5 protein-coding genes and 1 pseudogene are annotated in these 14,591 nt (G+C 30.6%); 3 read left to right on the top strand and 3 right to left on the bottom strand.

All coding sequences use genetic code 11. From position 1 onward, the window contains the following. Positions 1-1,134: 1,134 nt before the first annotated feature. A complete protein-coding gene (locus tag RINTHH_RS07290) occupies positions 1,135-2,340 on the bottom strand; it encodes a DUF4336 domain-containing protein (RefSeq protein ID WP_008234817.1) in 1,206 nt (401 codons plus the stop codon). Positions 2,341-4,839: 2,499 nt separating this feature from the next. Between RINTHH_RS07290 and RINTHH_RS07285 the strand changes: the two are divergent. Next, positions 4,840-5,489, top strand: a pseudogene (locus RINTHH_RS07285) (glutathione S-transferase family protein). 228 nt (positions 5,490-5,717) lie between these two features. Here the strand turns inward: RINTHH_RS07285 and RINTHH_RS07280 are convergent. Beyond that, positions 5,718-7,538 (bottom strand): GGDEF/EAL domain-containing response regulator, encoded by a 1,821-nt coding sequence (locus tag RINTHH_RS07280; protein ID WP_008234811.1) that lies wholly within the window; start codon positions 7,536-7,538, stop codon positions 5,718-5,720. Positions 7,539-9,693: 2,155 nt separating this feature from the next. Beyond that, positions 9,694-11,715 carry an FAD-dependent oxidoreductase gene (locus tag RINTHH_RS07275; protein WP_044304852.1) on the bottom strand — a complete coding sequence of 674 codons (2,022 nt, stop codon included), beginning with the start codon at positions 11,713-11,715 and terminating at the stop codon, positions 9,694-9,696. A 954-nt stretch (positions 11,716-12,669) separates the two neighbouring features. Between RINTHH_RS07275 and rpsU the strand changes: the two genes are divergently transcribed. Continuing rightward, on the top strand, positions 12,670-12,855 hold the full coding sequence (gene rpsU / locus RINTHH_RS07270) for a 30S ribosomal protein S21 (protein ID WP_008234809.1): 186 nt from the start codon (positions 12,670-12,672) through the stop codon (positions 12,853-12,855). A 358-nt stretch (positions 12,856-13,213) separates the two neighbouring features. Further along, complete coding sequence (locus tag RINTHH_RS07265; protein ID WP_008234808.1) at positions 13,214-13,963, top strand: hypothetical protein; 750 nt, start codon at positions 13,214-13,216, stop codon at positions 13,961-13,963. The last annotated feature ends 628 nt before the right edge of the window (positions 13,964-14,591 follow it).

Below are 14,591 nucleotides of genomic sequence, written 5' to 3'. Positions count from 1 at the left end.
AAACCAAAAGCGACTAAAGTTAGGAGATAATATACTACCAATAAAAATATCAATGCAAGAGATAATATAGTGAGGATTAATTAGTTTTACATAGTTATTAATAAGCTTATTATAAATAATACCAATAGCCATGAAAATACCTGCGGGTGATAAAGATTTGCTGAAAAGTAAAATTGCTCAATGATATAAATAAAATAGCAATTTATAATGGTTCAAATTTTATATGAAATTTGTATTGAGTTAACTATTTATATTTACAGTATCGATTCTTCATGTAAATTTCTAATTTTATAGTCTGTTGTATATATTATGATTAAATCACTTGGATATTAGAAATAGATAGCAATTCTGTGAGCAATGTTATAAATGGGAGGTAAGCATTGAACTAACAGATGCAACTTCTGATATGAAAATAACAAGATTCAATAACAATATCTAGCCCTATTACTAATACTTACAATTTTAAACAAGTAAAAATACAATAATAACAAAGCTAGAATAATTTTTACAAGCTATATCTAGACTAGTTAATTTTAAATAAAAAACTACAAGATAAACTATTAATTAATAATAAGTTTACAAGGAAGAGATTAATAACTATATTTTATGAATAGCCAGTATATTCTGTTTATGTTTATATGATAGATAATATTTGAAGCTAAAATTTTGATATTCATATTTGATATTCATAGAATATACTGGAGACCATTAATATGTATCTAATTATAGAGGTCTATGGAATATAATTGTGGTGAGAATATGTTGTCATCATATAAACTAACTGACATAATATATGAGAATTAAGTTAAGCCTTTAATTTATGCTTATACCAGCTGTATAAAAAACTTCCTTAAAATTGTTATTCAATAAGCCCTATAAGAGAATTAGTATATGGGCGTTAAATTTAAGTTTTGGTTATCCCCCTACTAAAATTCAATAAACTTAAATTCTTAAATATGGATTTATTCTCTTTAACTTTTGCTAACTTACTGACTATATTTGGAGTATTAATAAGTGGCTTGGGTGATGTTATAAATAACCCTAGTAACCTTGTGCAAAGGCAATTCAAAATATCTGATACAAATCTGAATCTTTGCAAAAGTATAGGTTCTATATTTGGGTTATTTATTGGATTTATACTTTGTCCTGTGTAGATGGTAATATTCCCAAACTTTTTAATTGGTTGTTAATACGCTGAATTACTTTAAAATCTTCTTTCGGCAAAATGCTATTTCTATTATTCTCTTCTAAGAAACTAAATGCCAGCCTCAAATCCTTAAATGTTGCAGCGATAGGAGAATCTAGGTGGCAGGGAATAATTTGCTGAAAATTCCACGTTATTAACTTTTCTACCCAAATCAGGGTCTGTTGGGGTGCACGGTTGAGAATTAAAGCTTGTAAAATTGGTGCCACAAACAAACGACCATTTCCCCTCAATTTATAGAAAGAATACTGCCAATCAAATTTCCACTGGAATGGATACAATCCCCAGTAAGCTTTAAAAGATCGATCTGGAGAGTGCAATGAATTATGGAATACTTCTCCCCACTTGGGTACCTCTAAAACGCTAGGGAAGAAATACATGGAAAATAGGGCAATACGCTGCCACCCTTTGAGACGATTGGCATAATTGTCAACTATCGCATCTGTAGCTTTTTCCCTAGCATGAAATAATAGAGGGTATGGATCTAGCTGAATTATTTCAGGAGGTTCTGTAGGAATGGAAACCATAGTATCAGTAACCATCACACTACGGGAAGCCCTATGAAACAATCCCACTTCTGCAAAACTACCAGTTCCTAAGTGAATAGGACCCAAAATAGCATAATCAAACTCCTTCCAAAAAGGGGTTTGACTGCTATCGGCTGGTAAAATATAAGTGCGTTTTGGCGGTAAACCCAACCAACTCAAAGGTAAATTTAAAGGGAAACTCCATTGTCCTGGTGCAACGAATACCTTTGCTTGAGGGAATTTACGTGCAAATGGTCCTACAAATACTTTATGCTCTAAACCTGAAATTGTGGGTGATATAATGTATTTTACATCCCCATAAAGAGACACAAGTTCATGTAGTAGGCGAATACATTCTCTTGTTGGTGCAACTGGTGCGTAAATTAGAAGCCCCCCTGCACTTAACTTGATAACAGTCATTCGAATCGGGACTACAACATAAAAAATACCCTGCAACTGGTCAAATGTCCAAATACTATCCTTAATAACTTCTTGCCTAATTGTTCTACGTTTTCCAAATGGGTAAATTGGCAAGGTGAACCAGAAACCCCATGAGAAATCCCGGGTATTATTCTTTTCAGTACTTGCCACTAATTTATCATTAGCCACTTCATAAATCCTTTCTAGAGCAATTTTACACTACATTAACCCTTTAATGAAAGCATGCGGACGCTTGCAACTCAACAAATTTTTTAAACTTCAGCCCAAGGGAAATTAATATTTAACGCAGAACGAGCAAATTTATTATCCTTTTAATCTTAGACCATTTGTTGTTGGTATTTAAGGCGGATATGATTTGATTGTATAGTAATTAGCTAACTCACAATTTATAAAAATAATTGCTATAGTATATAGTAAATTGATATTAGATAGATAATAAAATTACTCATGTTATCCTCATAAAATCAAGCTTTATTTTCTCTATTTACAATATAATATGTAATTATCATTTATGTAGTTTTAAGTCTAATTGCTCAATTATTAGTATACAGAATTTTATATTTTATTTAGGAGTAAACTAAATTCTGATAATTCCAGAAATTCAATATGAATACACAAAAATTATTAGTTTTCCTAAATGAATAAAAAGACTTCTGGATTATGAGAAAAAGGTTAGAACAATTTTATCTAATATTTCAAAACCATATATACCTAGTATGTAATTGAGACTTTACAGAAAAATATTAAATAATTAGATCTTTTACGATAATTATTATCTTGGAAATACCAAAAATTTAGATTCATAGATATGAAAATACTTATATATGAAGTTAATGAGAATATTTTTGTGTTGGGAAATAATTATAAAAATCCCTCACTCAAAATTATTATGTTGGGTTGTTACAGTTTTCTGATCAATATCATTATATATTCCGAATGCAACTATATGGTCCCTTTATCAAAAGGTTAAGTTAATGAATGATTATATGTATTAAAATACAAGTATAAAATATCTGGTGGCTTTTGCTGTTTTTTGTTAGGGGTTTACTACCCAACATAGGTTTCCCCAACTGTATCTTCAAATATGTCCTGTATTATAGTTGGTAAACTACCATAATTCCTCACCTTTGATAGGGTTTCAAATGTTCTCCTATCAGTAATGGAATTGTTTCCAGACTTTTTTCATTGCAACTAATCCTGAAAGTCTAATATTTGCATTATATCAAGTTCATAAAGTAAATTCTTATAGTCATAGTCAAAGAGGTAATAATTGTGACAGCATATATGAAAACCCTAAAAATTTTAGGAAAGTACTTAAGTAATATAATTATTTACAAGAGACCCACAAGTCAATTGATGATAGAGTATAATATGCTCAATGATAAAGTTAAAGCTGACAAGATCATTTTGATAAGACTATAAGTGATTAAACTTACTCTGGAACTTTATTTTTTACCTTTGAATTAAGTTAACAAATTTAGGTTTATATTTTTCATAGATAATAAAAAATATAATAGTGCCCTATCATAGCTCAAGATACCCCAAATCCACTTCATTATAATTATAATTAAATTTAACTACTCCTAAGTATTAGGAGTAATAGTACTTTTTTTATGAACATTTTCTTGCCTTGTTTGACTTGAAAGCTAATACCCATTAATTTGCATTTGACCATGACAATTATTTTTTGTGTTTCCAGGTATTGAGGGTCTTTAGGAGAATTAGGTATCATCAACCATAGCTTGATCACAACTCTAAAAAGCCTAATTAACTCTTTTAAGATATTGAATTTTTGTGCTGCTTATGGAATCTGACCCAAAATATACTCTCAAATACCTTGTAGTTTATATATTCAGTAATAAACTTAGGCATAAATTCATATTGAGTATAAATACTGCTAAATCCCATGTTGGATTATATTGAAAGCAAAACAAGATGTAAAGAAATACTGCACTGCCTTCTAAATTGGTCAAACAGGTTTCACCTGCCCCTTCAAATAAAATATATGTTTTTATATAACAAAAGTTTTTATTATCTATGGATAGAACTGAATATATTAGTAATTATTCAAATATATTCTTATTAAATCAGAACCTGATTCAATAAGAATATATTTCTACTTCTATACACCTAAGTACTTAGTATAATTTCCATTTTCTAGTTACTAAATTACTCTTCTCTCTTACCCTTCAGGAAATACAATCTTTAAAGTATTTTGCTTCTAAAACTATGCTTGATTATTTTTACTCGCATTATATCTTAGCAAATTACTTATTAATTTAATATGACTATAAGTACATATTAATCTCCTAGTATACACACCAAGATACAAGCCTATTATAACAAGTATTAACTATTGACTAGCTGACATAAAGATGATGATAGTACCTAAACCCTTATATTTATAACCTTTTTACTTGTATATAATCCGATGTGATAGCCTTGTATCATATCTCTCTCATATTCACAATATTTATATTTACAGTATAAATTATCGCCATTAATTTTAATTATACAGCAAAATTCATACATAATTTACACGCTTAATGAATTCATCAAACTTTTCTGTTATGAATTTATTTTTTGAGAGGGTCTACTGTATCCTACCAAAAATAATTAAAATTTTCATCCCCAAACATATAAGCATGAGAAAGTTTTGTTTATACGATTTTTTTACCATCTGGCAACTGTTATAAAGTTCGACTTCTACTAAAACAAATTGGTATACCTTTTGAGAGAGTAGAAATGAATATCTTAAAAGGGGAGACTCGTACTCAGGATTTTTTAGGCAAAAATCCAGTTGGTAAAATATCTCTCCTGGAAATCAACTCCGAACAATATTTATCAGAATCTAATACCATATTAATTTATTTAAGTGAGGAGGGGACAGAATTTTTATCATATGATCCTTATGTTCGCGCCAGGGTTATGCAGTGGTTATTCTTTAAACAGCTCAGCCATAAGCCTTTTATTGCTAAATCACAATACTTGATATCTATTCTTCGCAAACCAGAAGAATACCATCAGTTAATTGAAAAGATAAAAGAGCCTGGATATAAAGCTTTAACAATAATGGAAAATCACCTAAAAATCACTTATCTAAAAATAACTTATTTTTTGTGGATGAGAGTTATACTATTGCTGATATTAGTTTGTTCTCTTACACCCATAATATGGCTGATAAAGGTGGATTCAGTTTACACGAATTCCCTGAAATTCAAGCTTGGATAAAAAGGATACAGAAACAACCCAAGCATATAAGTATTAAAGATAAGAATCTACTAAAAACCTACCCTATAGATGTTTCTATCCTATAGATGTTTTATGGATATGACTGCCAGATAAAATTACAAATTAATATTATTAATTTGTAATTTTATCTGGCAAATGTCTTTGTATCAACTGTTATAAAGATGTTTATAGCGCAAGATGATAGGATTTTTAGCTATAACAAGTATTAAACTAAGTTTAGTTTTTTATTAAAATTTTAGCCTATTGATTATTGAAAAGAATACTGATTATTTCTAAGTAAATAGAGTAGAATATTACCATTGTGGAGAGGTTAGGAGTAAGTCAATCATCAATTCTTTAGGTAAAGGTTGGGAAAATAAGTATCCCTGGGCATAGTCACAATTTAAACATCTAAGCTGGGCCAACTGCTCTGGCGTTTCCACACCTTCTGCAATTGCAGTCATACCCATAGAATGAGCAATACTAATCATTGCAGGTACTAAACCCATATTTTCCTGGTTATCTTGCATTCTTCTGACAAAAGACTTATCTATTTTCAGGGCATTAAAGGGGAAACTATGTAAATAACTTAAAGATGAATAGCCAGTTCCAAAATCATCCATAATTAAGGGAATATTTAATTTTTGGAAATGGGATAAGACATTTTTAATATCCCTATGGTTCTCCATGATTACACTTTCCGTAATTTCTATTTTGAGATTACAAGAACTTATTTTGGTTTGATTAATAATTCGATTGATATGAGCAATTAGATTTGTTTGATAAAACAACCTAACGCTTAAATTAACGCTAATAGATAAGGACTTATCTATTAATTTTTTTTCTGACCAACTACTAATAGTTTCACAAGCTTCCTGTAATACCCATATGTTAATTTCATTAATTAATCCAATTTCCTCCGATGCAGGAATAAATTCAATGGGAAATACCAAATCACGAGTTGGGTGTTGCCAACGTACTAGTGCTTCGAGGGAAATAATCTTGCCTGTTGACAAAGAAATTATTGGCTGATAGTAAACTAAGAATTCTTGCCTTTCTACAGCTTTTCTCAGGTCATTTTCTAACTGTAATAGTTGAATTGCTTCTTGATACATGACTGGATCGAATACATGATATCTTGCTTTACCCAAGGATTTAGCCCTATTCATTGCCGTGTCTGCATCTCTTAGCAAATACTCTGGCTTCTCATAATCAGTACTACCCCAATTGATTCCAATACTCGCAGTCATAAATACCTCATACCTAGACAGCTTAAATGCAACAGATAATTTTCGCAAAAGAGCTTTGGCAATCAAAATGGCAGAATTAATACCTGTAATATTCTCTAATAAAATGCCGAATTCATCTCCGCCCAACCTAGATAAAGTATCAAAGGGACTTAAACACGATTGCAAACGACGGGCAATTGCTACTAGTAATTCATCACCTACTAGATGTCCAAGAGAGTCATTTACCACTTTGAAGCGATCACAATCTAGAAATAAAACAGCAAATTTATAGCTAGATTCTTTTCTTGCTTGATTAAGGGCATTTTCTAATTTTTTAATAAATAAAACTCTATTAGCTAAACCTGTTAGAGAGTCATGCAAAACTATATCTAATAACTTATTTTGTAATACATTGCGAGCATTAGTAGATTTTTTTAGCTCTTGTAATGCATTTTCTAGATCTTGGGTACGTTTTTTAACTCTACCTTCTAATTCATAATTGAGTTGCAAAATTTCCATTTTTGCCTGTTTTAGTTCGAGGTGATTTTGTATTCTTGCCAGAACTTCTTCAAATGCAAAAGGTTTAGTTATATAGTCTACACATCCACTATTAAATGCTTTCACCTTATCAAAAACACCATCTAATACACTCATAAAAATTATCGGAATCTCAGATGTTAATCTCCATTCCTTTAATCGCTGACATATCTCATAACCATCTATATCAGGGATCATAATATCTAATAAAATTAAATCTGGTAACCTAGTTTGACAAATAGTTATTGCTGCCTGCCAATTAATAGCTTCACGTACCTGATAACCATGACAGTGTAAACGTGAAAATAATACTTGTAGATTATCTGGCTTATTATCAATTATTAAAATATTTTTTTCAATTTTAGTCATGCCAATTCTGCTCGAAATTCAGGGGTAATTATTACTTTTTATTGTGAGGTAACTTTTCCCTATTTTTATAGCTAGCTTATGCTGCATTTAATAGATTATAGTCCGGTAGATATACACATTTATATTTGTATATTTAACTATTATAATATATCGATGGTATAAAATTATATACAAGTTCTGTCAAGAAATTCTAATACTTATATAGATTTATTCGCATAAACCCTTGAATTAGGTAATAAGTGTGTATTAGATGAACTTAGAAATAAATCATTTGAGTAAAAATTTAATGTACCATCAGTATGAAGAAATAGTAATGATTTAAGTATTAATGTGAGGAATAAAAAAGGAGTATACATGGTCAATTGAATCATCTCCTTAGAAAATTTTTGAAAACCTCAATTTAACAACCTCCTTGACTATAATTAAGTATGTATAACCATCAATAATTAACAATGTCTTATAATCCTTCTACTGAAGGCAAACAACAATAACTTTTCTCTTTAAAAATGCTAGAGCTAGTGTTATCTCAATCGAATATTTATCATGCTTTATGTATATTGATTGAAAATGCTATCATTGATTAGTTTTTATATTATAGGGAAGAAGTAATTTTACCAGTTTTATCTTAAGCTTTATCAGACTATAAATATTTTAAGATTTTTAGAGTAAATGACAGGTTTAAAAAACCTTATATGTCAGAAGAAAAATGTTACACAAAGTTCCTTATTTTTAAGCTAGAAAATTCAATATCATGATTGAAGTCATTAGATAAATTTGTATGGGGATTTTTGTATCTTCATAACAGGATAATAATTAAAGGTGCTTAATTAAATATAAATTTATTTAGCTCTCATAACTTGAAGCTAGAATAGATTTGATGCGATCATCATAAGATTAGGATTGAGTCTATAAAATCAGATAGAACTTTTATTAGCATAGACTTATAGCAACTATTTTAATCTTTTTAGTAACCAGGGATTTTATTCTCATTGATGGTGATTTGATTAAATTGATGGTGATTTGATTAAGGTTAATAACTAATATACATATAATCTGTATTTTAATTACAATAATAAATGTTGTATTTAATAAGTTATATGTACGGAATTATTTACCTCTTTTAATTCTAAAAATAATAAAGTCTAACTACTAGTATATTAATATTTCTGTTTTTCTTTTATTTAGCTTGCTACTTATTTTTTTTAATAGGCAATATAAAACGCAATTATAACACTAAAATAGACCTCAATTAATTTCGATTTACACTTCCATAATTTGTGCAATTTGTAGAATTTAAATATGGATCATATTACCACTATACTTTTCGTGTATACATCATTTATATATTTATCTTCTTAACAAAGAGAATTACTGGCTAGAGTATATAGACGTTTCTATTTACTCTTATTGCTTTATGATTTATATCTATCATAATTGTGATATCTTCCTACTATTTTACTCCTGCATTATAGTAATTTTATATATTTTACGTTGCATTTTAATTAATATGCTTACTAATTGATTTATATTTTTTCACTTAATAATTATTTTTATATTTTTATTAATAAATCTTTGAATATTTTAATTTCCAGTCTTGAACACAGCTATTAATTGATAGCTATCATATCTGTTTTAGCATCATTATTTTGTCAATAAATAAATGAATAAATTCTCATAGTCAATAACTTGTCTTATGATTATTGCTTTTCTAAGCTAGCTTCATCTGGACTTTAAGCTTTAAATAAACTAAATCTGGATTAGCAAATATTTTAAACTTAGATATGGATATTCCCATGGTATTACATCGTATTTGGTTAATGCTTAGTTTCTTTTATCTTTATACTGGGTGCAATTAAATTAATATTTATACTGGGATATTCAAAAGTTATTATAATAGTACATTCTTTTATAGTAATAATTCAAGACAATTAATTTACAAATTATTGAAATATCCATAAGGTAATTATTTAAACTTACTTAATCAATGTGATGATTACTTATCAGTAATTATCTAAAAATCTTTAATTTGCCTGAATCTCATATAGTAGGTTATGATACTTATAAATATGATATTAGTATAATAATTTTTGAGAAAAACCACTACATGTAATATATACATTTACTAGAATTCTAAATGGAAAATTCTAATCCCACTCTAATACCAATCATTCCAATTATTATTAAAAATAGAAGTTTTAGGGAAAGCTGTATGATTCCCATTTTGATTGAGTAATTTTTGTAATTTAATAAGGTTAGGATCTATTTTGGGTAGTTTATCTACTAACTGGTAAGGGACAACATTGTTTTCCAGGGCAAATGCAGCAGTAGTACCTGCTGCTGCACCGACTGACCACTCAAAAGAATGCACACGATATGCAGCTGATGCAATATGGCTAGTAGCTATGCTTTTGCCTCCAACTAACAAGTTGTTTATTTTTTGGGGAATCATTGCCCTAAGAGGAATTTGGAATGGGTAAGCCTGGCCTGCACCTTTTCTTTCATTCTTACGTTCTTCATTACTATGACCTTCTGGAGGGCTTTTCACCATACAAGGATGGAAATCGATTGAATAGTGACTAATACCTACACTGTCAGCATAAATTGTAGAGCGAGTACGTCTGCCAGTTTCTTCTAAAAGTTTTTTACCAGAAACTGCTGACATAGCTTCTAAACCGCTCAAGGCGACCTGTAAACTATTATAAGTTTTGGGTGATAAAGTTTGCCTATAATAAAAATCTTGATAATTACGGCGGGAAATGTCTATTTCCCAAATAGTAAATCCTTCTGCATGCCCCCAGCTCGGACGACCAATAATTCTTCTTCCTTCCCGTATGTAGGGATATTTAGATAAGCCATGGATTGTACCCATGGGAGAATTTAGCCCAGATAAAAACCGATGATTTGGATGAGTTTTTTTTATACCTTTTCCTAGTCTGGAATCTGTAGTACCAGCAACTAACCAATAAAAGTAAGATAGAGATAATTCTTCCGCTTTACGCAGGCTTTCTGTCCGCAATCCACCCATCCAATTTCCTGGTTTAAGTTGTCCTGAAGTTTCCAACTGTTCATGTGTGTAAATCAGGTTATCCTTTGGTGTTCCGGGACGATAATCATTGCCCCAAGTCCAGTTTTGCATAGAGATATCTCCTGGCATAGGGGTAGTAAAATTGACCCCGCCAAATTTCATTGGCTTCCCTTGAATAGGATTCCATATACGACGGTAAGTAAAAACAAGGGGAAAATTTGCCAATCGTTTTAATTCATAGCTAAAGTATGGGGAGTATCGCATATAAAAAGATGGCATTTTGTGCTTTTGTGCTTCTTTAGTTGCACTCATAGCAAATGTATAAGTAAATCCCTGTGTACAGTAGGGATCATTATTAATGCTTGAAGAGGAGGGCTCAAGATGAGAACGGGGATCAATTCCTAAACGGTAAGGAACATCTGCTAAAGCAACAATTTCTCCAGTTTCACTTGCATCAACAATATACCAATTTGGATTTTTATTTTGCTTGTGTTGAGAGGGAATAAAACGAATTATTTTCTTCTCAAACCTGGGAGAATTCTCGTATTTGTAAGCGTCTTTAATAATTTGAGATAGAGGGAAAGTATTCAGTGGCGGTCTACCTTTGGCAGATTTATGTTGAATTGCTATCACACTATTAATGAGTTTACCATTACTAATATCTAGTTCCTTTATGACTGTATTCGGAAACCAATACAACTTACCCTTGCCTTTTTTAGCAACATCTTGGAGCATTTGATTTATAATATGATGACCATCATTGGGGAGAAAACAGGAATCGCTTACCCAACACTTTCCTGGATTAAGTTGATTATAATAATTTTGAATTCTTTGGCGTAATTCTAAATAGCCCCGAGAGTAAAATAATTTACTGCGTTGTGTAGGTCTTTCATCCAATGCAGATGTTCCCTGGGAAGAAATTTGCCCTCCAAGCCAATCCGTAATTTCTGTTAAACAGACCCTTTTACCAGCAAGTAACCCCTCATAAGCTGTGGCTACCCCAGAAAGCCCACTGCCTACTATTAAAATGTTGCAATGAATAGTTTTATGTGGATTATATGGTTTTGTAGCAAATGTAGTATGAGGTATCAAGCATGAGACTAATGTGGACAGAATTGTAAGTACAAGGGGTGAGAGTGTTATTTTTAGCATTAGCACTATTTATCAACTCCTAACTAGTTGGCATTGATTAAATTAGTTGGTTATTAACCCTTCTTCTATATGATAGATAGCTGAACACTGAAATAATTCTACGAAACTGTAAGTATTGGATTGAGCCTCAAGCTTTTGTAACAAATCACAGTAAATATAACATCTAAGTGTTCAATATTATACATTATAAAAGCTGTAATTAAATTTTGGGTAATGTTTATTATTTCAAGGGAATCAAAGATTATGTAATTTTTTAACTGAAATACAGAATTGGAAATGATTTGCTTTACTCTAAAAATATATTTAGGTTGAATTATAGATAATATTTTTTGCTGTTAGAGAGTATAAAAGGTTGTTAATAGAGTTCTAAAGGTTTTCCTGAAGAGTTATGCCATTGCTCGTAACAATTACTCTTGATTCAATACTTATGATCTCTATCTGGGTAATAATACTTCTATCTATCTCTGATTTGAAAGAATTTTCTATAGAAGAGTTTTGACTTAGTTGGGTATACTCATTATTTATCTGTATCTTATATGAAATGTTAGAGTGTCAAATCTGTGCTATATTCCTATGGCAACATGTATTTTTGGTTGACTAATACTTTTGAGACTTTAAAAGCATCTCCCTAAATGAATAAAGCTCTCTACATCCTGCTAGTAAGAAAGATGTTATTAGGTCAATCCATATGAGCAAATTCTCTAATATACTTACAGGAGGTGAGGCAAGGGGAATAGTCAAAACATACAGCCAAAGATACCTCAGTCATGGAATTGAGTTTGTGAAGACATAATTTGTAAATTGTGTGACTGCCATGACCACTAAATAAAGTAAGTTTACTGGATGTTTAATTATCATCTTTCTGGCAGATATATTTGGGAAATTTAAAATGCACTCGAAAAGCCCAATTTGATAAGTTTTTCAGTGTTTAACCACTATGATGAGGAATATTTAATGACGCAAGTAGTGTTGGGCGATAATGAAGGGATTGATTCGGCTCTCCGTCGCTTCAAACGTCAAGTGTCTCAAGCCGGCATTTTTCAGGATATTAGGAAAAACCGCCACTTCGAGACGCCTTTGGAGAAAGAAAAACGCAAGCAGGTGGCTAGACGTAGACAATATCGTAGACGTGGATCTTAAATAAATAGTTAGATAGAGCTCCCATACTGCTAGAGCTCACATACTACCCGGTAATATTAATTTGGGAAGAATTAGTTCTCATCTATACTGTTTGTGCATGGAGAACAGTCACACCATTTTTTCCCAACTTCCAATATTACCCAATCTCATATTTAATTAATCTTTCTGAGGAGTTTACAACTGTAAACCAACCCCTACAGCATACCCTCACACAATCCAAATATTCTAGTAATCTGCTGCGAGATTAGGAGTATAGACAAGGACATTGTCATCGTAGAATAGACATTTTATTTTTGTTAAAATCACATCTATACTATAACAGATTCATAGTCCGACCTGAATTAGGGTGTAGAGTGTAATGCTGAGAATTTATCATCTTTTAATAGGGTTTGTTTTGATAGTATGTATCCCCGTAGGGATAAATTGGATACGCCCTCGTTTCTCTCTTCGAAACAGGGATAATTTATCGGTCAATTCACTAAGTCAGAACAATCACCAAGCTGGTAAAAATATATGGACTTCTATATTAGGAAATACTTATCTTCCTAAAGGCTGGCAAGCTCTACCATGTAATGACTTATCATTGCTGTGTGTTTCTGCAAACGGAAAGAACTTAGGCTCAGTAGCTATTGAAATAAGTCCTGTATCAAAACAATCTAAGTTCCAAAAAATGCTAGTTAATGCGGGAATATCCTCTAATAATTATGCAGATAATCGAGATCCTCAGTATGATGAGAAAGTATTAAAAGCACTTCGCAGTTGGATTGATGCTGAGTATAGCATCCTATCTCGAAAGCATCAAAAAAATTATGGTGGTCGCATTGATTTTTCAGCACAGCCCCTAGAAATAGTAAAGTTTGGTAAACTTCAAGGAATACGATACGGGTTTGCAGGCTTGGAAGAAGGAGGTAAAGTTTTGGAAAAGCACATACACTACGTTACATTTGATGGTAAGTCAATGTATGTTATAAACACAGCTTTTACCCCAGAGGATATACCAAGCAGATTTAGCAAATTGGAAAATTTAGCTGTATTTGAACCTTATCTTGGTGCAATTGCAGCAAGCTTAAGACTAACTACGAAAGATTCTCTAGTCACTAGTCAGTAAACGAAGAAAAAAACTTCACTGTAGTTGATAATTGCAATTATGCAAAAATATCTATACAGTGAATCTTCACTTAATGGATAGCAAGAAAATTCCAGATATTATGTATTAAGGTCCAATGGATATTATTTGAAATAAACATTAGGATTTAAAGAAAATTGATTAAAAGTAATTATAGTTAAAACCAAAACATCAAAATTTATAATAGACTAATAGTTTCAGAAATAGTTAATTATTGAAGTTTATTATCAAGTTAGAGCAATTCATTACGTAATCAAAAAAAATCGATAATTGTTGGTAGCAAGTAATGACTATAATAGTAATTATTCAATATAATGGGTTTGAATATTCTTGCAATAGTTAGACAAAAATTATTTTTGCTGATTGAGTCAACTTAATGATTATTACTCAGTTAGTTCTCCTCAATTTTCAACTATTCTAAAATCTAAGTAGAGAAGAAAATGATAAAGAAACTTTTATCTTACTGAGAATTTAATACTTTTATAATCAAACCTTTTTTTGTCAATATTTATTTTATCAACAAAATTGAATTATTATATTTTATATAATACATAAAGTAAGCATTAACTTGCAAATTTTTGGCTTTATTAGATATTAAAATACTATAAAT

The sequence above is a fragment of the Richelia intracellularis HH01 genome (assembly GCF_000350105.1).
GTDB classification, from domain to species: domain Bacteria; phylum Cyanobacteriota; class Cyanobacteriia; order Cyanobacteriales; family Nostocaceae; genus Richelia; species Richelia intracellularis.
Note: the sequence above shows the minus strand (reverse complement) of the source record. Positions and strands in the feature narration are given on the sequence as shown.

Coding starts and splice junctions, on each gene's coding strand:
- RINTHH_RS07275 (WP_044304852.1), bottom strand. CDS start 11,715: ATGCTAAAAATAACACTCTCACCCCTTGTACTTACAATTCTGTCCACA.
- RINTHH_RS07280 (WP_008234811.1), bottom strand. CDS start 7,538: ATGACTAAAATTGAAAAAAATATTTTAATAATTGATAATAAGCCAGAT.
- RINTHH_RS07265 (WP_008234808.1), top strand. CDS start 13,214: ATGCTGAGAATTTATCATCTTTTAATAGGGTTTGTTTTGATAGTATGT.
- rpsU (WP_008234809.1), top strand. CDS start 12,670: ATGACGCAAGTAGTGTTGGGCGATAATGAAGGGATTGATTCGGCTCTC.